At 67.0% G+C, this 22905-nt stretch carries 20 protein-coding genes, 1 tRNA gene and 3 pseudogenes; 7 read left to right on the top strand and 17 right to left on the bottom strand.

From position 1 onward, the window contains the following. The first annotated feature begins 39 nt into the window (after positions 1–39). The 5 genes from H9L13_RS04855 (at position 40) to H9L13_RS04835 (ending at position 4614) form a co-directional block, all read left to right on the top strand. Complete coding sequence (locus H9L13_RS04855; RefSeq protein ID WP_187539516.1) at positions 40–1329, top strand: methyl-accepting chemotaxis protein; 1290 nt, start codon at positions 40–42, stop codon at positions 1327–1329. 183 nt (positions 1330–1512) lie between these two features. Beyond that, on the top strand, positions 1513–2217 hold the full coding sequence (locus H9L13_RS04850; RefSeq protein ID WP_187539514.1) for an SDR family NAD(P)-dependent oxidoreductase: 705 nt from the start codon (positions 1513–1515) through the stop codon (positions 2215–2217). Beyond that, positions 2207–3118: a subclass B3 metallo-beta-lactamase gene (bla, locus tag H9L13_RS04845; RefSeq protein WP_187539512.1), complete on the top strand. Its 912-nt coding sequence runs from the start codon at positions 2207–2209 to the stop codon at positions 3116–3118. Before H9L13_RS04850 ends, bla begins: the two co-directional genes overlap by 11 nt. Beyond that, positions 3115–3999: a 50S ribosomal protein L11 methyltransferase gene (locus tag H9L13_RS04840; protein WP_235091200.1), complete on the top strand. Its 885-nt coding sequence runs from the start codon at positions 3115–3117 to the stop codon at positions 3997–3999. Before bla ends, H9L13_RS04840 begins: the two co-directional genes overlap by 4 nt. 33 nt (positions 4000–4032) lie before the next feature. Next, positions 4033–4614 (top strand): energy transducer TonB, encoded by a 582-nt coding sequence (locus tag H9L13_RS04835; RefSeq protein ID WP_187539511.1) that lies wholly within the window; start codon positions 4033–4035, stop codon positions 4612–4614. Positions 4615–4621: 7 nt separating this feature from the next. Here H9L13_RS04835 and ligA read toward each other — a convergent pair whose 3' ends face one another. From ligA to H9L13_RS04790, 9 genes and pseudogenes are all read right to left on the bottom strand, one after another. Continuing rightward, positions 4622–6697 carry an NAD-dependent DNA ligase LigA gene (gene ligA, locus H9L13_RS04830; RefSeq protein ID WP_187539509.1) on the bottom strand — a complete coding sequence of 692 codons (2076 nt, stop codon included), beginning with the start codon at positions 6695–6697 and terminating at the stop codon, positions 4622–4624. After that, positions 6655–7368: a dienelactone hydrolase family protein gene (locus H9L13_RS04825; protein WP_187539507.1), complete on the bottom strand. Its 714-nt coding sequence runs from the start codon at positions 7366–7368 to the stop codon at positions 6655–6657. Before H9L13_RS04825 ends, ligA begins: the two co-directional genes overlap by 43 nt. Next, positions 7365–7862, bottom strand: coding sequence for a DUF1697 domain-containing protein (locus tag H9L13_RS04820; protein ID WP_223176482.1), 498 nt, complete (start codon positions 7860–7862; stop codon positions 7365–7367). The genes H9L13_RS04825 and H9L13_RS04820 overlap by 4 nt, the downstream gene beginning before the upstream one ends. An 8-nt stretch (positions 7863–7870) precedes the next feature. Next, a pseudogene (gene recN / locus H9L13_RS04815) lies at positions 7871–9522 on the bottom strand (DNA repair protein RecN). Between the two features lie 27 nt (positions 9523–9549). Next, on the bottom strand, positions 9550–10362 hold the full coding sequence (locus tag H9L13_RS04810; RefSeq protein ID WP_187539504.1) for an outer membrane protein assembly factor BamD: 813 nt from the start codon (positions 10360–10362) through the stop codon (positions 9550–9552). Positions 10363–10504: 142 nt separating this feature from the next. Then, positions 10505–11455, bottom strand: a complete 951-nt coding sequence (secF, locus tag H9L13_RS04805) for a protein translocase subunit SecF (RefSeq protein ID WP_187539502.1) — start codon at positions 11453–11455, stop codon at positions 10505–10507. 9 nt (positions 11456–11464) lie between these two features. Next, positions 11465–13057, bottom strand: a complete 1593-nt coding sequence (secD, locus tag H9L13_RS04800) for a protein translocase subunit SecD (RefSeq protein ID WP_187539500.1) — start codon at positions 13055–13057, stop codon at positions 11465–11467. 12 nt (positions 13058–13069) lie between these two features. Next, on the bottom strand, positions 13070–13414 hold the full coding sequence (gene yajC, locus H9L13_RS04795) for a preprotein translocase subunit YajC (protein WP_187539498.1): 345 nt from the start codon (positions 13412–13414) through the stop codon (positions 13070–13072). Positions 13415–13444: 30 nt separating this feature from the next. After that, positions 13445–13521, bottom strand: a tRNA-Pro gene (locus tag H9L13_RS04790). A gap of 52 nt (positions 13522–13573) precedes the next feature. Here H9L13_RS04790 and H9L13_RS04785 point away from each other — a divergent pair. Further along, a complete protein-coding gene (locus tag H9L13_RS04785; protein ID WP_187539496.1) occupies positions 13574–14332 on the top strand; it encodes a TIGR02117 family protein in 759 nt (252 codons plus the stop codon). 56 nt (positions 14333–14388) lie between these two features. Here H9L13_RS04785 and hslU read toward each other — a convergent pair whose 3' ends face one another. From hslU to H9L13_RS04750, 7 genes and pseudogenes are all read right to left on the bottom strand, one after another. After that, complete coding sequence (gene hslU / locus H9L13_RS04780; protein ID WP_187539494.1) at positions 14389–15726, bottom strand: ATP-dependent protease ATPase subunit HslU; 1338 nt, start codon at positions 15724–15726, stop codon at positions 14389–14391. A gap of 8 nt (positions 15727–15734) precedes the next feature. After that, complete coding sequence (locus tag H9L13_RS12725; RefSeq protein ID WP_235091196.1) at positions 15735–16634, bottom strand: alpha/beta hydrolase; 900 nt, start codon at positions 16632–16634, stop codon at positions 15735–15737. Between the two features lie 112 nt (positions 16635–16746). Next, positions 16747–17652 (bottom strand): annotated as a pseudogene (locus tag H9L13_RS12720) (FAD-dependent oxidoreductase); the annotation flags it as partial. 154 nt (positions 17653–17806) lie between these two features. Continuing rightward, entirely contained in the window at positions 17807–18352 is a 546-nt protein-coding gene (gene hslV / locus H9L13_RS04765; RefSeq protein WP_187539490.1) for an ATP-dependent protease subunit HslV, read from the bottom strand. Between the two features lie 129 nt (positions 18353–18481). Then, complete coding sequence (locus tag H9L13_RS04760; RefSeq protein WP_187539488.1) at positions 18482–19024, bottom strand: hypothetical protein; 543 nt, start codon at positions 19022–19024, stop codon at positions 18482–18484. Beyond that, entirely contained in the window at positions 19021–19332 is a 312-nt protein-coding gene (locus H9L13_RS04755; protein ID WP_187539486.1) for a hypothetical protein, read from the bottom strand. The genes H9L13_RS04760 and H9L13_RS04755 overlap by 4 nt, the downstream gene beginning before the upstream one ends. A gap of 66 nt (positions 19333–19398) precedes the next feature. Beyond that, positions 19399–19946 (bottom strand): annotated as a pseudogene (locus H9L13_RS04750) (glycoside hydrolase family 108 protein). A gap of 117 nt (positions 19947–20063) precedes the next feature. Between H9L13_RS04750 and H9L13_RS04745 the strand changes: the two are divergent. Further along, entirely contained in the window at positions 20064–21374 is a 1311-nt protein-coding gene (locus tag H9L13_RS04745) for a M20/M25/M40 family metallo-hydrolase (protein WP_187539484.1), read from the top strand. Positions 21375–21377: 3 nt separating this feature from the next. Here H9L13_RS04745 and H9L13_RS04740 read toward each other — a convergent pair whose 3' ends face one another. Beyond that, entirely contained in the window at positions 21378–22871 is a 1494-nt protein-coding gene (locus H9L13_RS04740) for a S10 family peptidase (RefSeq protein WP_187539482.1), read from the bottom strand. Positions 22872–22905: the final 34 nt, after the last annotated feature.

Below are 22905 nucleotides of genomic sequence, written 5' to 3'. Positions count from 1 at the left end.
CAAGAGCGTCTCAAGAGCGAATTCACTGGAGACGATGCGATGGGTGGCGAAACGGTTCAGCTGCAGCGGCTGACGGATGAACAGGTCAGCGCGCGGCTGTCGGCCTATAATCCGGAAGGGTCGCTGGAGCGGGACATCCACCGTTTGTGGCAGGACGCCGGCGACATCATCGAATCCGAAGTGCGCAGCCAGTTCGGCCCCGAGGCCGCCAAGCGGCTGGAAAGCCATTATGCCGGCAAGGTGAATATCGACTGGGTCCAGTCGGTCGCCGAATATGGCCGCCGCATCTTCCGCGAGCGAAGCTCGGTTCCAGGCTATATCGCCGCGCGTGACGAGCTGATCGGCCGAGTCATCGACCGCCTGTTCGAGCGGTTCGGCGGCGACCAGGCCCAGCTGCAGCAGAGCGTAACCACTTTTCAACGGCTGACTTGCTTCGAAACCGACATCATCCTGGCGCAGGTCGCCTTGCTCGAGGCGATCGAGGCGGCCGACCAGCGCGGCCGGGAAAGCGACCAGTTCGAGCGCCGCGTGAGCGACCTCGTCCGCGCCAGCACCGACCAGTCCAAGGCGCTGACCGAACGCACCCGGGCAACCGCGGCCTCCACCCGCGGCATGCTCGGCAAGACCAGCGAGGTCGCCGCCGCCGCCGAGCAATCGGCGATCGCCATGCGCGAAGCGGCGCAGACCGCCGCCGGCCTCATCCGCGCGATCGAGGATGCGCGCGGCGAAGTCGAAGTGGCGGCGGGCGTCGCCACCCGCGCCGGCGAGCAGGCAAGTCAGGCGGTCAAGGTCAGCCAGGCATTGTCGGCGCACGTCGAGGCGATCGAATCGATCCTCGGCCTCATCCGCGACATTGCGGGGCAGACCAACCTCCTCGCGCTCAATGCCACGATCGAGGCGGCACGCGCGGGCGATGCCGGGCGCGGCTTTGCCGTCGTCGCGCAGGAGGTGAAGAGCCTCGCCAGCCAGACCGCGCGGGCGACCGACGACATCACCGCCAAGATCACCGCGATCCAGCAGGCCACGCGCCAGACGGTCGACGCCAATAATTCGATCGAGGACACCGTCGAGGAAGTGCAGACTTCCGCCGACCGCATCCGTGAGGCGATGGAGCTCCAGGCGCAAACGGTGACGATGATCACCGCCGCCGTCGACGAAACCGCGCTTGCCGCCGACTCGATGAGCTCGACGATTGCCGCTATCCGCACCGACACCGAGAATGTCGCGACCGACATCGACGAGGTCGAGCAGGGCTTCGGCCGCTTCTCCGAGCAGATCGCCAACTTCACCTCGACCGCGAAGGCGTTCGTCAGCGGGATGGCGGCCTAGACGTCATCCTCCCCTCGAGTTCGAGGGGAGGTGGCAGCCGCGCAGCGGCTGACGGAGGGGTTCTTCGTCGAGGACAGCGAGAACCCCTCCACCATGCTTCGCCCCTCGACGCCGCCTGCGGCGTCACTCGGGACAGGCATGGTCCCCCTCCCCAGCAACTGCTGGGGAGGATAAGGGTACGCCATGAACATCCTCATCACCGGCGCGAGCCGCGGCATCGGCGCCGCGACTTATGCCTTGCTCAAGAAGCGCGGACATCGCGTTGTCGGGCATTCGACTCTTGGCAGCGACGTCCTCATCGCGGGCGACCTGATGGACCCCGCCGCGCCGCGCGGCATTTGGGAAACCGCGCTCGACGAGCTTGGCGGCCAGATCGACGTGCTGGTAAACAACGCGGGCATTTATGAAGCCGTCGCCGACAATGCGTCCGACGAGGAGTGGCGCGCCGCATGGCAGCGTACGCTGACCATCAACCTCCAAGCCGCCGCCGACCTTGCGCGGCTGGCGGTGTCGCACTTCCTTGACACCGGAATCCCTGGGCGGATCGTCAACGTCGCCAGCCGCGCCGCCTTTCGCGGCGATAGCCCCGACCATTGGCATTATGCGGCTTCGAAGGCGGCGCTGGTCGGGATGACCAAGACCATCGCGCGCGGCTATGCCGGCGATGGCGTGCTCGCCTTCGCGGTCGCCCCCGGCTTCACCGTATCGGAAATGACCGAGGAATATTTGCAAGGCCGCGGCGGCGCGAAGATCCTCGCCGACATCCCGCTCGGGCGGGTCGCGACCACCGACGAGGTGGCAGAAACGATCCGCTGGCTCGCGACCGAAGCGCCCGCGTCCGCCACTGGCGCCATCATCGACGTCAACGGGGCCAGCTATGTTCGCTAAGGCGCTCGTCTTTGCGCTGGCCGCGGCCCAGATTTCGGTGCCCCTGGGACGTCCGCGCATCGTCGAGCAACCGCGCGCGCCGATCGAGACCGCGGGGCCGGCGTTCGCTCGCGCGTGCGAGGGCAAGGACGGCTGGGACGACCCTGCCCCGCCGGTACGAATTCACGCCAACACCTACCTCGTCGGGACCTGCGGGATCAGCGCGATCCTCATTACCGGCGATGCGGGGCACATCCTGATCGATGCCGGCACCGACAAGGGCGCCGACCTTATCGCCCGCAACATCCGCCGCCTCGGCTTCCAGCCGAGCGAGGTGAAAATCCTGCTCAGCAGCCACGAGCATCTCGACCATGTCGGCGGCATGTCGCGCCTGCGCCAGATCACTGGCGCGCGGGTGTTCGCCTCGGCCGCCGCAGCTCCGGTGCTGGATACCGGCGCGCCCGGGCGCGGCGATCCGCAAGCGGGGATGCACCCGCCCTTCGCCGGTGTGCGCGTCGACAAGCTGATCGCCGACGGCGAGCCGGTGCGCCTGGGCAGCCTGCAGCTGACGCCCGTCGCGACTCCAGGCCACACGCCCGGCGCGCTGACCTGGCATTGGGGCGCGTGCGACGGCGGCGTGTGCCGGCGGATCGTCTACGCCGATAGCCTGTCGATCGTCAGCCGCGACGATTATCGCTTCGCCGATCACCCCGACTATGTCGCCGCCTTCCGCGCAGGGCTGGCTAAAGTGGCCGCGCTGGAATGCGATATTTTGCTCACCCCGCATCCTTCGGCCAGCGACATGGCAAATCGCCTGGCAGGCAAGGCACCGCTGACCAGAGAGACAGCGTGCCGCGACTATGCCGCCGCGCGCGGGAAGGCGCTCGACGAGCGGCTGGCGAAGGAAGCGTCGAGCGAATGAGCTGGCGCGTGACGGTGGCGTGCAATCGGGCGCAGGCGCAGGCGGTCGCCGACACGGTTGATTTACCCGGGGAGCGCCCGCCCGTCCTGGTCGCGGACGAGCCCGATCCGGCCCGCCCCGACGACTGGCTGATCCACGCCTATTTCGATCACCCGCCCGGCGCTGGCGACCTCGCCGCGCTTGCGGCGCTCGGGCATGGCACGCCCGAGGTCGAGCAGCTGGGCGAGGACGATTGGGTGACGATGAGCCAGGCGGGGCTTCAGCCGATCCGCGCCGGGCGCTTCACCGTCCACACCCCCACGCACCCGCCCGAACCCGGCCACATCAATTTCGAAATCGACGCCAGCCTGGCGTTCGGCACGGGCCAGCACGCAACGACCGCGGGTTGCCTCGCGGCGCTCGACGCCTTGGAGAGTTGCGGCGCCCGTTTCGCCAATATCGCCGACATCGGCACCGGCACCGGGCTGCTCGCCTTTGCCGCGCTGGCGCTGTGGCCAGGCGCGCGCTGCATCGCGACCGACATCGACCCGGTCGCGATCGACGTCGCGCGCGACAATGCCGCGATCAATCGTGTCGCTGTCGGTCATGGCGCGGACGAATTGCTGCTGGGCGTTGCCGAAGGCATGGATTCGCCGCTGCTTGCGGCGCGCGCGCCGTTCGACCTGATCATCGCCAACATCCTCGCCGGCCCGCTGATCGACCTTGCCCCCGACTTTGCGCAGGCGCTTGCGCCGGCCGGGACTGTGATCCTTGCCGGCTTGCTGGATACCCAGTCCAAAGCCGTGATCGACGCTTATGCGCGGCACGGCCTAGCGGTGGCCGATCGCGGCGCGGGCGAGTGGCCCGTGCTGACACTGGCCGGTCCGGCGGCAAAAGCGTAGGATCAGGCCGAGTCGAATAAAAGGAGACGTGCGATGCGCGCCCTGTCGATCGCCCTAATGTCCGCGCTGATGATCCCGGGCCCGCTCGCGGCGCGCGAGACGTCCGACAAGCAATCGCGGCGGATGAAGCAGATCAGCGAAGTCGTGTTTCAGAATTATCCCGCGCGAGCGCTTGCCGCGGGCGAGCAGGGCCCGGTCTTCTTCGTCGTGCGTCTCGACGACAAGGCCAGCCCGACCAGCTGCGAAGTGACCCACGGCAGCGGCCATCCGCGGCTCGACGAGGAAACCTGCGCGATGATCGTCCGCCATGCGGTGTTCAAGTCGGTGATTGGGCCCAATGGCAAGCCGACCCGTTCGGTTCACGAAGGCGTGGTCAATTGGCGCATTCCCGGGCGGGAGCAGCCGGCCTTCAATCCGATTCGCCTGGGCGACGCGGCGCCGGACGCGAAGATCTGCAAGCGGACGCTGATTACCGGCTCGCTGTTCCGCTACGAGCGGACTTGCATGACCGAGCGCGAATGGGTGCTTTCCCGCTATCAGATGCAGGAGCATTGGGGGCAATACCAGGGCAAGCGAGGCGACACCGATTGCCGCCGCGGCGGGCGCACCTGCTGAGCGAAGCCTAGGATTGGGCGACGATCCGCGCCCACGCCGCTTCGTCGATCACGCGGACGCCAAGTTCCTCGGCTTTCTTGAGCTTCGATCCGGCGCCCGGCCCTGCCACAACCAGGTCGGTTTTCGCGCTGACCGAACCTGCCGCTCGCGCGCCCAGGCGCTCGGCCTGCGCCTTGGCCTCGTCGCGGCTCATGGTTTCGAGTGTGCCGGTGAAGACGATGGTCTTGCCGCTCCATTCGGTCTGGCGTGCGTTGCTGACGAAGGGTAGCGGCGTGACTTCGGACAGGAGGTCGTCGAGCACCGCGCGGTTGTGATCCTCGTGGAAGAAATCGACCAGCGCCTCGGCGACGACCGGGCCGACGCCTTCGACCGCCGCAAGCTCGGCCTGCGCATCGGGCGAGGTGGCGACGCGGCGCAATTCCTCCACCGTCGCGAAACATTTGAGCAGGTCCTTGGCGGTCACCACCCCGACGTGGCGGATGCCGAGGCCGAACAGGAACCGCACCGGGTCGGGCGCGCGCTTGGCCTCGATTGCGGCGAGCAGATTGTCGACCGACTTCTCCTTCCAGCCTTCGCGGCCGAGCAAGTCGCCGCGATGCGCGCGCAGGCGAAAGATGTCGGCGGGTGAGCCAAGCCAGCCGAGCGCGATGAACTCGGCGATGCTCTTTTCGCCCAGCCCCTCGATATCGAGCGCACCGCGCGATACGAAATGTTTCAGCCGTTCGAAACGTTGTGCTGGACAAATAAGCCCGCCAGTGCAGCGGACGTCGACCTCACCCTCCGCCGCCACCGCTTCGGAATCGCATTGGGGGCAATGGTCAGGAAAGACATAAGCGGGCCGCTTCACATCGCGCGTGAGGTTCTCGACGACCTGCGGGATGACGTCGCCGGCGCGCTGGATGCGCACGCGGTCGCCGACGCGCAAGGCCAGTCGCGCAATCTCGTCGCGATTGTGAAGGGTGACGTTGGCGACGATCACGCCCCCCACGCCGACGGGCTTGAGCCGGCCGACGGGAGTCAGCTTGCCGGTGCGCCCGACCTGAATGTCGATCGCTTCGAGCGTGGTTTCGGCTTTCTCCGCGGGGAATTTGTGCGCGAGACCCCAGCGCGGCGCGCGGCCGACGAAGCCCAGCCGCTCCTGCCAATCGAGCCGGCCAACCTTATAGACCACGCCGTCGATATCGTAGGGCAGGTCTGCGCGCGCCTGCTCGATCGCGGCATAATGTTCGAGGACCTCTTCGATCGTTTCGCATCGCTTCAGCAGGTCGCTGACGGGAAAGCCGAAGGATTCGATCTTCCGCATCGCCAGCAGCTGAAGCATCGCCAATGGCTCGCTCAATTCGCCCCAACCGTGGGCGAGGAAGCACAGCGGACGCGCCGCGGTGATCGCCGGGTCCTTTTGCCGCAACGAGCCCGCGGCGGCGTTGCGGGGGTTGGCGAAGATCTTGCCGCCGCTTGCCTCCTGCCGCTGGTTGAGCGCGGCAAAGTCGGCCTTGGACATGTAGACCTCACCGCGCACCTCAAGCACGTCGGGCGCGCCGCTGATCGCCTGCGGAATGTCGCCGATAGTACGGACGTTGGGCGTGACGTCCTCACCCACCGCTCCGTCCCCGCGCGTCGCGGCGAGCGCCAACTGGCCATGCTCGTAGCGAAGCGAGCAGGACAGGCCGTCGATCTTGGGCTCGGCGGTGAGCGCGATTGGCTCGTCGTCGGCGAGGTTGAGGAAACGCCGCACGCGCGCGACGAATTCATGTACTTCCTCCGCCGAAAAGGCATTGTCGAGGCTGAGCATCGGCCGCGCATGCGGTACCTTCGCCAGCGGGCCGGTGGGCGAAGCGCCGAGCCGCCTCGAGGGAGAGTCGGCGCGTACGAGATGCGGGTATCGCGCCTCTAGCTCGCGGTTCTCGCGGACCAGCGCGTCATAGTCGGCATCGCTGATCTCGGGCGCGTCTTGGTCGTGATACAGCTTGTCGTGCCGCGCAATCTCCTTCGCCAACCGCATCAGACGGTTGGCGGCCTGCGCTTCGCTCAGCTCGCTGGTCACCCGAAGACCTCTTCCAGCAGGCTGATGAACGACGTCCATGACCGCTCCGCGGCGATCGGCTGATAGTGCACGCCGGGGATCGCGCCCTGCGCGCCGGGGTTGGTGAAGCCGTGCTGCGTCTGGCCATAAGCGTGGATCTGCCAGTCGGCGCCGGCCTCGGTCAGTTCGCGGCCCAGCGCGACGACCGCGTCGGGCGGAACCATCGGGTCGTCCCAGCCGTGAAAGGCGACGACCTTCGCCTTGATCGGCTGCGGCGGCAGGCCCGCCGGGTCGAACAGGCCGTGGAAGGCAACCGCCGCGGCGACATCCGCCCCGCTCCGCGCAATGTCGAGCGCGCACATGCCGCCGAAGCAATAGCCGGCGACCGCGATGCGCGCCGGATCGACCGCCTCGAGCCCGCGCATCTGGTCGAGCAACGCTAGCAGCCGCTCCCGCAACGCCGCGCGGTCCGACTTGAGCTTCCCCATTGCCGCAAAGGCCGCCTCCCGGTCGACGCCGGGCCGAAAACGGCGCCCGAACAGGTCGGCGACGAACGCGCTATAGCCGAGCTCGACCAACTGCCGGCCGAACCCCAGCTCAAGCTCGGACACGCCCATCACGGTCGGAATCAGCATGATCGTCGGTCGCACCGCATTGTCGCGGCGGCCGACGAAGACGCTGCGCAGCGTCTCGCCGTTGAAATCCAGGTCGAACTCGGTCTCGCGGCTCATGCTTTTCCCATAGCCAGCTCGGCCAGCTTGGCCACCGTGTTCATGTTACGCGCAGTGCCCTTGGCCGCCGCCGGAAGACCCAGCTTCGACGGCCCCTGCCCGTCGGGATAATGGACGTAGAGCTCGCGCCCCCCAAGCGCGATCTCCTCATTCGCCTGGTTCTTGGCGTGCTCTGCGGCATCGGCGGGCGGTGGGGCGTCGAGGAAGATCGCGACAGCGCGATTGCCGGGCACGTCGAACGGGCACGCCGCCGCAACCGCCGCCATTTCCGCCGCCGTGCGGATCATCACCCCGACCGGCGCGCCCATATGGGCTGCGAGCGACGCTTCCAGCGCGGACTTCAACGCCGTCTCGCTCTTTTCGCTGGCGAAGAGAAGGTTGCCGCTGGCGATATAGGTGGAGGGATTTTCGAGACCGAGATCGCCGGCAATGCGCCGCAGATCCTCCATCTTCAGCTGCCGTTTTCCAAGGTTCACGCCGCGCAGCAGCGCCACGTAAGACGTCATGCGGCGTCGAGCAGGCGCGCGGCCTGGGCGCGGGCCTCGTCGGTGATTGCCGCGCCCGACAGCATGCGCGCAATCTCCTCGCGCCGCTCGGCGTCGCTGAGCTTGCGAACGTGGGTGCGGGTGCCGCCGTCGCCATGCGACTTTTCGATGCGATAATGATGCGCGGCGCGGGCCGCGACCTGCGGGCTGTGCGTCACGACCAGCACCTGCGATTGTTCGGCCAGGCGCGCGAGCCGGTCGCCGATGGCGCTCGCGACCGCACCGCCGACGCCGCGGTCGACCTCGTCGAAGATCATCGTCGCCGCGCTTCCCGCTTCGGCCAGCGCGACCTTGAGCGCGAGGATGAAGCGCGACAGTTCGCCGCCCGAGGCGATGCGGGTGAGCGGACCGAACGGCGCACCGGGGTTGGTCGAGATTTCGAACTCGACGCGGTCGGTGCCCGACGGGCCGGGCTCGGCGGTCGCAATGGCGGTGCGGAACCGCGCGGCGTCGAGCTTGAGCGGCGCAAGCTCGGTCGCCACCGCGGCGTCGAGACGCGTGGCGGCTTCGGCACGAGCATCGCTCAGCCGCCGTGCCGCAGCGGCAAAGCTTTCGCGCGCGGAGGCAAGTTCGCGCTCAAGCTCGGTGATGCGCCGGCCGCCGGCCTGGATGCTCGCCAATTGCTCGCCCATCTGCGCGGCAAGCGCGGCAAGTGCGTCCGCCTCCACGCGATGCTTTCGGGCAAGCGCGCGGATATCGAACAGCCGCGCCTCGGTGCGTTCGAGCCGGTCGGGGTCGAACGCCAGCGCATCGGCGGCGCGGGCGATGCGCTCCTCGGCCTCGCTCGTTTCGATCACCGCGCGGTCGAGCGATGCCAGGGCCTCGCCAAGCAACGGATGATCGGCAGCCCCGCGCTCGATTCGCCGAGCTGCCTGGCGCAACAGGGCCAGCGCGCCCTCCGATCCGCCGAGCAGATCGTCGAGCCCGGTCAGCGTCTCGCCCGCCTTGACCCCGGCCTGCATCGCCGCGCGCTCTTCGGACAGGCGCGTCTCCTCCCTTCCTCGGGCGCAAGCTTGGCGATTTCCTCGGAGGCATGTTCGAGCCATTCGCGGTCGCGCTCGGCGGCGGCGGCATCGTCGCGGGCGCGGGCAAGATCGGCTTCGATCCGCGAAACCTCGCTCCACGCCGCCGCGACCGGCGCGGTGTCGATCCGCCCGAACGCGTCGAGCAAGGCGCGGTGGCCTTTGGGATTGAGCAACCCGCGATCGTCATGCTGGCCGTGGATCTCGACCGACAGCGCGCCAATCTCGCGCAGCAGCCCGGCGGGGACCGAGGCGCCATTGACGAAGGCGCGGCTGGCGCCGTCGGCCTTGAGCGTGCGGCGGAAGATTAGCGGCTCGCCCGGTTCGCGCTCGACCCCCTGGTCGGCGAGCAGGGCGATCGCCGCATGATCGGGGGGAAGTTCGAGTTCGGCCGAGACCGCTGCGCCTTGCTCGCCGCTGCGGACGAGGCCCGTGTCGGCGCGCGCGCCCAGCGCCAAGCCAAGCGAATCGAGCAGGATCGACTTGCCCGCGCCGGTTTCCCCGGTGAGCACGCCCAGCCCCGGCGCGAACTCAAGCTCGAGCCGGTCGACCAGCACGATATTGTGGATGGCGAGCTGCCTCAGCATCCGCTGCCGAGCGCCCGCCGAGTCAGGTTAACCGCGCGTCGCGGTCTGCGCCTGGACCGGGGTCGCACCGGGATAGTGCTTCAGGAGCAAGCGAAGCGCCTGCCGGTACCAGTAGCTGTTGGGATAATTGCGCCCAAGCACCGCGGCGGTCTTCTTGGCCTCTTCGGGGACGCCGAGCGCGAGATAGGTTTCGACCAACCGTTCGAGCGCTTCGGGCGTGTGGCTGGTGGTCTGATATTTATCGACGACCTCACGAAAGCGCATGCTCGCCGCGAGCCAGTTGGCCGAGCGCTGGTAGAAGCGGCCGATCTCCATCTCCTTGCCGGCGAGATGGTCGTTGATGAGGTCGAGCTTGAGGCGCGCATCGGCGGCGTAGCGGCTGCTGGGATAGCGGCGGATAAGCTCACCGAAGGCACTCGACGCCTGCTGCGTGGTCGCCTGGTCGCGCGTGACGTCCTCGATCTGCTGATAATAGCTCATCGCAATGAGGTAATGGGCGTAGGGCGCATCGGCGTTGCCGGGGTGAATGGTAACGAATCGCTGCGCCGAACTGATCGTGTCCGGATATTTGCGCGCCATATAATAGCTGAAGGCGCTCATCAGCTGGGCCCGGCGGGCCCACACCGAATAAGGATGCTGGCGCTCGACTTCATCGAACAGCTTGGCAGCGGTCTCATAATCGCGGCTGTCGAGCGTGCGCTTGGCCGCCGCGTAAAGCGTGTTCACATCGCGCGCGACATAGGCCGTGTCGGCACCCTTGGTCCCGCCCGAAGCGCATCCGGCCAGGGGCACGGCAGCGACGGTCATCAGAAGGAGAGCGGAACGCGAAAGCTTGAGCATCTGAACCTCATTAGCGTGGGCCCCGTGACAGGCCAAGGCAGGAACAAGCCTTACCCGACATTGCGAGGAGCTTTGCGACGAAGCATCCCCGCCACGTGGATTGCTTCACTCCGTTCGCAATGACGAACCTAGGCTGAACGGATCAGGCGGCGTGGCCTTCCGGCACTTCGTCATTCGCCGTGCGCAGGAAACTGTCGGGCTTGACCCCCAGCCACACCAGCACCGGAGCCGAGATGTAGATCGACGAATAGGTGCCGATCACCGTGCCGAGGAAGATCGCAAGGGTCAGCGGAAAAATCACTTCCGGACCAAGCAACAGCAAGGTGCCCAGGGCGAGAAGAATCGAACCAGAGGTCACGATCGTCCGCGAAAGGGTCTCGTTAAGCGACAGGTTGATGAGGGGGACGATAGCCATCTTCCGGAATTTCCGCAGATTTTCACGGATTCGATCGTAAATGACGACGGTATCGTTGAGCGAATAGCCGACGACTGCCAGGAATGCCGCAACGACGTTGAGGTCCACCGGCAGCTGGGTCAGTGCGAAGAAGCCGAAGATCATCGACACGTCATGCCCAAGCGTGAGCAGTGCGCCCACGCCGAACTGCCATTCGAAGCGAAACCAGATGTAGATGGCGATCCCCAACATCGCCAACGCGATCGCCAAGGCGCCGTCGGTGGCAAGCTCCTCGCTGACCTTGCCTGATACGGTCTCCACCGAATCGACGCGCGCCCCCGGATAGCTGCGCTCCAACATGTTGCGGACCTGGCTTGCGGCCTGGTTGGCAGCCGCTTCTCCGCCCTCGGGACGCGGCAGACGAATCTGATAGCTGGTCGGACCGCCGAATTCCTGGATGCTGGCATCGCCCAGATTGAGCGCGCCGACCCGGCTGCGCAACTGCTCGACCTCGATTGGCTGCGCGAAGGTGGTGCGGATCATCTGCCCGCCGACGAAGTCCACGCCCAGGTTGAGACCGCGAACCCCAACCAAGGTCAGGCTGGCGAGAGTGGCAAGGAGCGACAGGACGAGCGCAAGGTTGCGCCACCGCATGAAGTCGATGTTGGTGTTGTCGGGAACAAGCTTCAGGAGCTTCATGATGGGGCCCTAAATGTGCAGCACGCGCGGACGCTTGCTCTTGACCCATAGGGCTACGAGCATCCGGGTGAAATTGACCGCGGTGAACACCGAAGTGACGATGCCGATCATCAGCACCACGGCGAAGCCGCGAATAGGGCCGGACCCGAAATACCACATCAGCCCGGCGGCGATGACGTTGGTGATGTTGGCGTCGAAGATCGCCGTCGAAGCTTCCTTGTACCCCGTTTCGATCGCATCGAGGATTCGCCGGCCGCGCCGCTGTTCCTCGCGGATGCGCTCATTGATCAGCACGTTGGCGTCGACCGCCGCGCCGATGGTGAGGACGAAGCCGGCGATTCCGGGCAGCGTCAGCGATGCGCCGAAAAAGGCCATGATCGCCAGGATCAGGAAGGCGTTCGCGATCAGCGCAAGCGTCGCATACACCCCAAAGCGGCCGTAGGTGATGAGCATGAAGGCGATCACGCCGAGCGTCGCGACGATGCTTGCGATGGCGCCCTTTTCGATCGAATCCTTGCCGAGGTCGGGGCCGACCGTGCGCTCTTCGATCACGTTCAACTTCACCGGCAATTTGCCCGAGGCGAGCGAGATGGCGAGCGCATTGGCGCTTTCGACGGTGAAATTGCCGCTGATCTGCGCCTGACCGCCAAGGATCGGCTCGTTGATATTCGGCGCCGATAGAACCTTGTCGTCGAGGATGATGGCGAAGGGCTTGTTGACGTTTTCCTGCGTTGCCCGCCCGAAGCGGCGCGCACCCGCGGAATTGAAGGTGATCGACACCACCGGCTGTCCATTCTGGTCGAACGATTGCTTGGCATCGACCAACTGATCGCCCGAGACCATGACGCGCCGCTTGACCGCGACCGCGCCCGTCCCATCGGCCATCGGCAGCACCTGGCTACCCGCCGGGGCCCGGCCCTGAAGGACGAGATTGGGATCGGCCGTCGTGTCGACCAGCTTGAATTCCAGCCGCGCCGTCTGCCCGATCAGCGTCTTCAGCGCCTCGGGATCTTCGACGCCCGGCACCTGGACCAGGATTCGCTGTTCACCCTGGTTGATGACGGTGATTTCCTTGGTGCCCTGCGGGTCGATGCGGCGGCGGACGACGTCACGGGCGACGGTCATCGCATCCTTGAGTGCGCGCTGATTGCCGCTCGCGGTCGGAGTCATCACGACGCGGGTCGAATCCATCACCTGGACATCCCAGTCGCGGCTTCCCGTCATGCCCACCGGCTGAGTGACCGCGCGCAGCCGCTCGACCGCCGTGTCGACCTGGCGCGGATCGCGGACCATGAACGAAACGCGGCCGCCGGTCGTCGAAATGTCACCGATCTCAACGCGCGGTGAGCGGCGCATCTCCGTCGTGACCGTATCTTCCATCGCCTGGAGGCGCTGCTTCGCGGCGTCGACGGAATCGGCCTCCAGCAGCAAGTGGCTGCCGCCGGCAAGGTCGAGGCCGAGATTGATCTTGTCGCCCGGCAACCATGAGGGCCATTTGTCGGCCAGCGACGTGCCGGCGATCAGGCTGGGAATCGAAAAGAACACGCCGGCCGCGACGACCAACGTGATCAGGAATATCTTCCAGCGCGGGAAATCGAGCACCCTCGTCGAACCTTAGTCGTTGGCCGGCTTGGTCGCGGGGTCGAGCACGTGGCTGATGGTCGACTTGATGACGCGGATGCGGACATCCTTGGCAATCTCGACCTCGGCCTCGTCATCACTGACCTTGACCACCTTGCCGCGAATGCCGCCGCCGGTGATCACCTGGTCGCCCTTCTTCACCGCCGCAATCGCCGCCTGGTGCTGCTTCACCCGGCGCTGCTGCGGACGGATCATGAGGAAATAGAAAATGACGAAAATCAGAAGCCACGGCATGATCCCGACAAGGATCTGCGAAGTTCCGCTCGGTTCTCCGGCCGGTGCCGCTTGCGCCATCAGCAAAATGGGTTGGTCCAACATTCGCGAATTGTGACTTTCGTTGAAATTCGATGGTCGGGGCGACTGGATTCGAACCAGCGACCTCCACACCCCCAGTGTGATGCGCTACCAGGCTGCGCTACGCCCCGACTAGGCTGGCGCATCTAGGCAGCCCTCATCAGCAAGGCAAGGGACACGCGGTTGGCACGGCGACGGCGCAGGGGGAAAGTCGGCAAGGCAGGCAAAAGGTTCGCGGCGGCGCTGCTCGCAGTGCCCCTGCTCTATTTGCTCGCCGCGCTGATCGGGTCGCTGGTCCCGGTCAATCGCGGCTGGGTCGAGCCCGACGAGGGCGTCACCGTCTATCTCGCCAGCAACGGCGTCCATGCCGACATCGTCATGCCGGTGCGGGCCAACGGGCTCGACTGGGCGCCGCTGGTGCCCAAGCGCGACTTCGCCGCGCCGCCGCCCGACGCCCGCTGGGTCGCGTTCGGGGCGGGGGAAGAACGCGTCTATCTCAACACCCCGACCTGGTGGGACATCACGCCGCGAACCATCTGGTCGGCGCTGACCGGCGGCAGGCAAGTGATGCACGTCGAATATCTGCCGGAACCGCATTCGGGGATGCGGGCGATCACCTTGCGGCCCGAGGAATATCGCCGGCTGTGGGCCGCGATCCGAAGCGACTTCGGCGGCCCGCCGCGGCGCATCGACCATCCGGGCTATGGCCCCAACGACGCCTTCTATCGCGCGACGGGCAAGGCGAATGCGATTCGAACATGCAACAGCTGGGCCGCGGGCAAGCTTCGGCTGGCGGGGGTAAAGACCAGCCTGTGGCCGCCGTTCGTCCAGGGACTGACGTGGCGGTATCGTAAGCCATCCGCCCCGGCAGTTGCCGGGGAGGGGGACCATCCTCGCGCGAGCGAGGATGGTGGAGGGGTTCTTGCCCGCAACATGGGATAGAACCCCTCCGTCAATCCTTCGGATTGCCACCTCCCCGCGAACCCGCGGGGAGGATGTTACAAGACATACCTGCTCAAATCGGCGTTGCGGGCGATGCTGCTAAGCTGCGCGTCGACGAAGGCAGCGTCGACCAGCAACGTTTCGCCGCGCCGGTCCTCGGCTTCGAAGCTGACGTCCTCGAGAAGCTTTTCCATCACTGTCTGAAGCCGCCGCGCGCCGATATTCTCGACGCTCTCGTTGACCTCGGCGGCAATGCGGGCGAGCGCGGCGATGCCGTCCTCGGCGAACTCGATCGTCACGCCCTCGGTGCCGAGCAGGGCCTGATATTGTTCGGTCAGGCTGGCGCGGGTGGCCGACAGGATGCGCACGAAATCCTCCTGTGTCAGCGCCTTCAATTCAACGCGGATCGGCAGTCGGCCCTGCAATTCGGGGAGCAGGTCGGCGGGCTTGGCGATGTGGAACGCGCCCGAGGCGATGAACAAGATGTGGTCGGTCTTGAGCGGGCCGTATTTGGTCGCAACCGTCGTCCCCTCGATTAGCGGCAACAGGTCGCGCTGGACGCCTTCGCGGCTGACCGATCCGCCGCGCACGTCGCTGACCGCGATCTTGTCGATCTCGTCCAGGAAGACAATGCCGTTGGCCTCCGCATCCGCAAGCGCGGCGCGATTAACGTCGTCGGGGTCAAGGCGCTTGTCGGCTTCCTCATCGGTCAGCCGGGCAAAGGCGTCGGGCACCTTGAGCTTGCGCCGCGCCTTGGGCTGCTGCCCGCCGAGCTTGCCAATCATCGACTTCAAGTCGAACACCTGCGCGCCCATGCCCGGAAGCTCGAACGGCATGGCGGGCGCGTCGTCGACCTCGATCTCGACCTCGGCGCTGTCGAGGCTGCCTTCGGTGAAGCGCTGCTTGAAGGTGGCCCGCGTCGCCTCGCTCGATCCCTTGCCGGTCAGCGCGTCGAGCAGCCGTTCCATCGCGGCCTCCTCCGCCGCGGCGCGGACCTTGTTGCGGCGCCGCTCGCGCTCGAGCCGCACGGCTTCCTCGACCAGGTCGCGGGCGATCTGCTCGACGTCGCGGCCGACATAGCCGACCTCGGTGAACTTGGTCGCTTCGACCTTCACGAACGGCGCGTCGGCGAGCTTCGCCAGGCGCCGGCTGATCTCGGTCTTGCCGCACCCCGTGGGGCCGATCATCAGGATGTTCTTGGGCGTGACCTCGTCGCGCAATTCGGGGCCGAGCTGCTGGCGGCGCCAGCGATTGCGCAGCGCGACCGCGACCGCCTTCTTGGCATCGTCCTGGCCGATGATGTGTTCGTCCAATGCGGCGACGATCGCCTTGGGCGTGAGCTTGTCCTTGAGCACGTCGTCACCGCCCTGCGGAATGGGGGAATGATAGTTCATGTCGGCAGTCATGTTGGACGCGCGGGCGCGGCCTTCAACCCGGCGGCGTCGTGCGTGCGAAAGAAGGCGACGCTGTCGGCAAGCGCACTGGTCGTGCCACGGAACAAGGGCGACAGCGACTTGATCGTGTCGATGTGGCTTTTGCCCGGGTACATCCGCAGCACTGCCGTGGCGCCCGACGCCTTGAGCGCGGCGGCGAGCCGCTGCGAATTGCGCGGCTGGACGACGGTGTCGGCGGTGCCGTGCATCAGCAGGATCGGCGGCGCATCGCCGCGGACAAAAGTGATCGGCTGCGTCTCGGCCGGGCGCGGCCAGGCGCCGAGTGCGTCGCGCCCACGCTGTTCGGTGAAGGGGTAGAAATCGTACGGGCCGGACAGCAACGCCGCCGAGCGGATGATCGCCGGATCGACCCCGGCGCCGCGCAGATAGCGGCGATCAAGGGCGAGCATCGCGCCCAAATAGGCGCCGGCCGAATGGCCTGAGAGATGGATCCGCCCCGGGTCGCCGCCATATTGGGCGACATGGTCGCGGGTCCAGCGGACGGCCTGCGCCGCATCCTGGACGAACACCGGGAAGCGAACGTGCGGTACCAGCCGATAATCGGCGACAATGGTGACGAAGCCACGCGCGGCGAATGCCCGGCCGACGAAGCCGTAATCGGCGCGCTCCCCCGCGACCCAGCCGCCGCCGTAGAAGAAGACGACCACGGGCAGCTTCCCGCTTGGCCGGCCATTGGGCACCCAGACGTCGAGCTTGAGCCGCGGATCGGCGCCATAGGGCACGCCCGATGCCGCAAGCCGCGCCGAATCGCCCGCGATCCGGCTTGCGCCGTTGAGCAGGCCGGCGGGCGAGCAGCCGAACAGGGCCGCGCTCGACAATGCGGAAAGGAGGGCGAAGCGGCGGGTCATGCGGCGCAGCGGAAGCTGGCGAACAGTTCGCGGTGCGACGCGACGATCCGCGCGATATCTTCCGGCTGGGGCGTCGGGTCGTCGACGCCGCGCTCGAACGTCCCCCGAGCAGAATGCCGTCGCCGCGCGGGAACATGTAGCCCGCATCGCCGGCGAAAGCGTAGCGCACCTCATGCTGCGGCTGCAGCACCGCGAGCTGGCCGCGCACCGGCGTTAGAATATCGTCGCCGAGCAGCTGCTTTGCGCCGACGCCGGTACAGTTGAACACCAGGCGTTCGGGCAGCGTCGCGACGTCGGCGAGTGTGTCGAACTTGCGCATGCGGATCGTCCCGCCGGCCTTCAGAAACTCATCGGTCAGCCAGGCCATGAAGCGCGGGGTTTCGACATACATGGTGTCGAAGCGGACGATGTTCTCGACCGGGAAGGGATGCTCGTCGGGGCGCAGCGCGCGGGCGTTGGCGTGATACTGATTAAGCCAGTCGTCGGCGAACGATGCGTTCCGCGATTCTTCGTAGGTCGGCAGCCAACGGATGCCGTAGCGATCGCCGACCAGGGTCTGGAAGCGCTTCCAGCTATAGGCCATCGCCGCCTGGAACTGCGCCATCCACGCGGGCGTGACCGAATCCTCCCGGAAATGGCCGAAGGGCGAAATCTGTCCGCCGGCAACCGCCGAGGTCGTGTTGGCGGGGAGCGCGGCGGTGTAAATGCGGACCGGAAACCCCGCTTCCTGCACCAGCCGCGCGGTGGTGAGTCCCATGACCCCGCTGCCGAGAACGGCGACCGGCCCGCTGTGACCTTGCAGCCCAAGGTCGGCAGCAAGGCGCGAGCTGCCCCAGCTGAGCGTGATTCCGGCGCCGCCGTGGCCGTAATTGTGCACCAATGCCTTGTCGCCGAGCGCCTCGCGGCGGACGACGAAGCCGGCGGCGCGGTACGGACGAAGGCCGGCGACCCGGCGGATGATGCGGCTTTCGTCAACCAGGACGCGCGGCAGCGGGGTGCAACCCGCGCTGCGCGGCACGGTCGCGCAGGCCGAGAGCAGCGCGGCGGAGCTGCCCAGCGTGAATGCCCTGCGATCCAACAGAGTGCGTTCGTCCTGAGCTTGTCGAAGGGCGCTCTTGGAACGGGCGGGCCAGCGCGCTTCGACTTCGCTCAGCACGAACGGATCATTTCCATCACTCGCCAACCGTCTCGATCGTCAGGCGGTCGTTGGTGAAGACACACACCTCCGCCGCGATCTGCATCGCGCGCCGGGCGAGCACCTCCGGATCCTGTTCGTAATCCGACAGCGCGCGCGCCGCGGCGAGCGCGTAATTGCCGCCCGACCCGATCGCCGCAACCCCGCCTTCGGGCTCGAGCACGTCGCCGTTGCCGGTGAGGATGAGCAATTGCTCGGCGTCGGCGACGATCATCATCGCTTCAAGGTTGCGGAGGTATTTGTCGGTGCGCCAGTCCTTGGCTAGCTCGACCGCGGCGCGCAGCAGCTGGCCGTTATACTGCTCGAGCTTCCGCTCCAGCCGTTCGAACAGGGTGAAGGCATCGGCGGTGGCGCCGGCGAAGCCGCCGATGACGCTGCCCGTCTCGCCCAGCCGCCGCACCTTCTTGGCATTGGGCTTGATGACTGTGTTGCCAAGGCTGACCTGGCCGTCGCCGGCAATGACGGTCCTTCCGCCTTTCTTGACGCCGAGGATCGTGGTCCCGTGAAACTGCTCCAAGGTCATCGAGACGATATGGGGAGTACAGCCCTCACCGATCAAGATGACCGTCGGCGCGGGTGCGGCGGATCTGCCACAACTGCGCGCCGCGCTCTTCGCTTTGGGGCCTCGAGAGGGCCCCTTCGGCGACTGCCACTATCCCCCAGGCCCGCCGTCGACCCGCACGGCATGCTGCGCCCGAACCCATTTGATCAGTTCGTCGAGCTGGATCGCTTGTTCGGTCGCGATCAGGGCGTCGGGGTGAGGAAGTCGATTTTCGACGGGGCCTTGAGCAGGGATGGCGGCGGTAGCGGGTAAGCTGGGCATTGCCGCATCTCCGCGTGCGCGGGGATCGGCTGCACCTTGTCCTTCGCGGCGCAGGCGGTCAGCGCGAGCGCGAGCAGCGGCCAGGCGGGCTTCGAAATCATGGGACGTCCTTTCGTTGATGGCGCGCTGCTCGGTGGCGATGCGCGCGGCATTGGCCTTGTCGGCGGCGCGGGCGGCGGCGGCGGCGGCGCGGTAATTGGCGACGGTGCCGGCATGGGCGGCTTGTTCGGCACGATGGCGCTGCGCGTTGGCGTCGCTGAGCGCGCGGAAGCGGCGCGTCTCGGCCTTTTGCAGCAGGAGGAGCAGCGACAGGCAGAGGGCGACGGCAATGCCGGCAACGCCCTTGGGCCCGAGCAGGCGCAGGAGCATCATGGCCGGCCTTCGCAATCGGCCTCGATCGAGGCGCCGTCGCGGTTGGCGGCGACCTTGAAGCGGCCCACCGGACCGCCGGCGAGGAGGCCGACGATGACCGCGACCATCGCCGCAATGAAGCCGCCGAGCGACCAGCCGAAAATCACCAGGATCAGCCGCTGGTGCTCGACCGACCAGCCGCCCCACATCAAAAGCGCGACCATGAGGAGCGCGCAGGCGCCGCAGAACATGCCGCCGGCGGCGGCGAGCAGACCGTAAATATAGCGTTGGCCCTCGGCGAACGTGCCGGGCGGCGGTAGGGTTTTCATGGGCTTCTCCTGCTTGGAAAGTCACAAAAGGTCGCACTCGCTACGCGCGCGAAGGCGCGGGCAGCGCTAACCGATCCGGTTCGCGAGCCAGCCGTAGAGGAACGCTTCGTTGGCTGGGCGGCGCTCGGCCAGGCGCAGGTAGCGTTCGCCTGCAGCGCCTCGAGCGCGCGCAGCAGCACCTGTTCGCCCGACGCCTTGCCGCGAATGCGCAGGAAGGCGTCGAGCGCGGCGAGCGTCTGCGCGCCGATGCGGCCGTCGGGCGTCAGATCGGCATAATCGGTCGTGTTGCGGTTGAGCGCGGTCAGCGCGCGCTGAAGGAAGGTCGCGGCGACCGCCGGGCCCATGTTGACGCCGGTGTCGAACAATTCGGCCGCGACGCGCGGGCTGCGCAACGCGATCTGGTCGAAACGCGGCCGCAGCCAGTAGAGCCGCTTGTAGATCGCGACCGCCTCCGCACGCGGCAACTGGCGCATCGCGCCGCGATAGCCGTGTGCCCGCGCAACCCCTTCGGTGATCCCGAAGCAGGTCGGCCCGCCCTTGTCGGCGGGATGGTTCACATAACCTCCCTCGCGATCGATGAGCGCGTCGAGCAAGCTGTCCAGTTCGTCGTCCAAAAGTGCCTCCCTGATCTCCGAGTCGAGCCGGACTAACCTTTTTGGTTGGTTGTAGGAAAGCTCTCTGGTTCGCATGGAGGGGATGACGCGGGCTGGTGGCGGCGCTAGGCTGGCGTCATGACGTCACGCTTCCTGGTCGCGATCGCCGCCTGTTCCGCCCTTCTTGCAACACCCGCGTCGGCGCGGCTCACCTCCGCCGAGCAGAAGATGATCGCCACGGTCGATGCCGAGCAGGAGCGGACGATCGGCCTGCTCGAGCGCTGGGTGAACCAGAACAGCGGGTCGCTGAATGTCGCGGGCGTCGAGGCGGTGGGGAAGATGGTGCGGCCGGAGTTCGACGCACTGGGCTTCAAGACCGAATGGATCGACCTCAAGCATATCGGCCGCGCGGGCCATCTGGTCGCCACGCACAAAGGCAACGGGCGCGGCAAAAAGATGCTGCTCATCGCCCACCTCGACACGGTGTTCGAACCGCATTCGCCGTTCCAGCGCTGGACGCGCAAGGGCAATGACGGCGAAGGCCCGGGCGCGGCGGACGACAAGGGCGGGATTGCGGTGATCGTCGCGGCGCTGCGCGCGATGCAGGCGGCGGGGACGCTGAAAGGCGCCGACATCATGGTCGTCATGACCGGCGACGAGGAGGATGCGGCAAGCCCGATCGAAACGACGCGCGCGCCGCTGATCGCGGCGGGCAAATGGGCCGACGTCGCGCTAGATTTCGAAGGTCTGGCGACGGACAATGGGCGCGACATGGGGTCGACCGCGCGGCGCAGCTCGGACAGCTGGACGGTGACGGTGACGGCCAAAAGCGGCCATTCGAGCGGCATCTTCCGCGAGGGCGTCGGCTTTGGCGCCAATTACGAGCTGGCGCGGATCCTCGACAGCTTCCGGCGCGAGCTGCGCGAGGACAAATTGACCTATAATGTCGGGCTGATCACCGGTGGCGAGACGGCCAAGCTGGGCGCCGGGTCGATCAGCGCGAGCGCGACGGGCAAGACCAATATCATCGCCCCGATCGCGATCGCCCGCGGCGATTTGCGCGCGCTGACGCCCGAGCAGATCGCGCGGACCAAGGACAAGATGCGGGCGATCGTCGCCCAGCCGCTGGCGGGCGCGAAGGCCGAGATCGTCTTCGACGACGGCGGCTATCCGCCGATGGCGCCGACCGAGGGTAACCGCGCCGTCCTGGCCAAGCTCAATGCCGTCAACCGCGACATGGGGCTGCCGGAAATGGGCGAGCTCGACCCCGAAAAGCGCGGCGCGGGCGACATCGGCTTCGTCGCTAAGGATGTCGACAGCCTGGCGGGTCTTGGCCCCGACGGCCGCGGCGCGCACGCGCCCGGCGAAGTGGTCGACATCCCGTCGATCGCCAAGCAGGCCAAGCGCGCCGCAATCCTGATGAGCCGCTTGGCGCGCGAGCGACGCTAGACCTTACCGCCGGCGGATGAAGTCGCGGATATCGCGCGACAGCTTCACGCGGTCCTGGTCGCGCACGTACATCATGTGGCCCGCGTCGTAATAATGATATTCGACGCGGTCCTGTGGGATGCCCGTCCGGGTCAGCGCATATTCGGCGGCGAAGAAGGGCGTTGCGAAATCGTACCAGCCCTGCGCGACGAACACGCGCAAGCCGCTATTCTCGCGCATTGCCTTGCCGATGTAGGGCGTGACGTTGAGGTAGGCGTTGGCGTCGCGCCCGCCGATGCGCCAATCCCACTGCGCGCCAAGCCCGCCGATCGATTGATATTCGCGGTCGGTCTTGAAGCCCAAGGCCCCGCGCTGCCACTGATTGACCGCGGCGGTGTAGCCGGCGTCGATGCCGTAGAAGCTGGGGTCGTTGTCGGGTTCTTCGCCGGCATTGTCATAATCCTTGCCGGTGTAGCGCGCGTCGAGGCGGCCGACGGTGAGGCCACGGTCGCGTAAAAGCTCCTTGTAGAAGCGCCCCGGCGTGACGCGCAGGTCAGCCTGTTCGAGATAGGTTTCGCTAAGCCCGGTGAAACGTGCAAGCTGGCGGCGGATCGACGCGCGTTCTTCCGGCGGCAATTTCTGGCCCTTGAGCAAGGCGGCGGCATAGGGGCCGATCGCGAACTGGCGCGCTTCCTCGACGAACTGCGCGGTCGGGGGCCCTTGCGTCTTGCCATGATAGAGCGCGGTCGCGGCCATCGACGGCAGGTTGGTGATGTAGCTGAGTTCGTTGCCGGGCGTATCGGCGCCGGCGGCGAAATCGAGCACGGTCGAGATCAGCAGCAGGCCGTTCAAACCGACGTCGTTGTAGGTCGAGGCTTCGAGCTGGTTGACCACCGCCGCGGTGCGCGTGGTGCCGTAGCTTTCACCGCCGAGATATTTGGGGCTGGACCAGCGGCCATTGTCGTTGAGCCAGCGGCGGATGACTTCGGCCACCGCCTTGGCATCGGCAGTGACGCCGTAGAACTCCTTGGGCTCGGTCTTGCCGAGGATGTGCGAGAAACCGGTGCCGGGCGGATCGATGAAGACCAGGTCGGTGACGTCGAGGATGCTGTCGGGATTCTGCACCACCGGATAGGGCGGCGCGCCATCGTCGCGCGCGTCCGACGGGATGACGACGCGGGTCGGACCGAAGGCGCCCATCTGCAGCCATACCGATCCGGAGCCGGGGCCGCCGTTGAACAGGAAGGTGACGGGGCGATTGGGATCGCGCGGTTCGCGGACGTAGGCGGTGGTGACGACCGCCGCCTTGGGCGTGCCGTCTTCGGCCTTGAGGATCGTTTCGCCGATCGTCGCGGTGTAGTTCATTTTCTGCCCGCCGAAGGTGCCGCTCATGCGCGTGGTGCGAACCTGGGGTTCGCGCACCTCGACCGGTGCGTCGGGCTTCTTGTCTTGCGCCAACGCCGGAACGCCGGCCGCCAATACAGCCGCGGCCGCGGCGCCAAACATCAGAAATTTCATGGACTTCCCCTTCCCGAATCAGCGGAGCGCAACC

Source organism: Sphingomonas lutea, from assembly GCF_014396785.1.
GTDB lineage: Bacteria > Pseudomonadota > Alphaproteobacteria > Sphingomonadales > Sphingomonadaceae > Sphingomicrobium > Sphingomicrobium luteum.
Note: the sequence above shows the minus strand (reverse complement) of the source record. Positions and strands in the feature narration are given on the sequence as shown.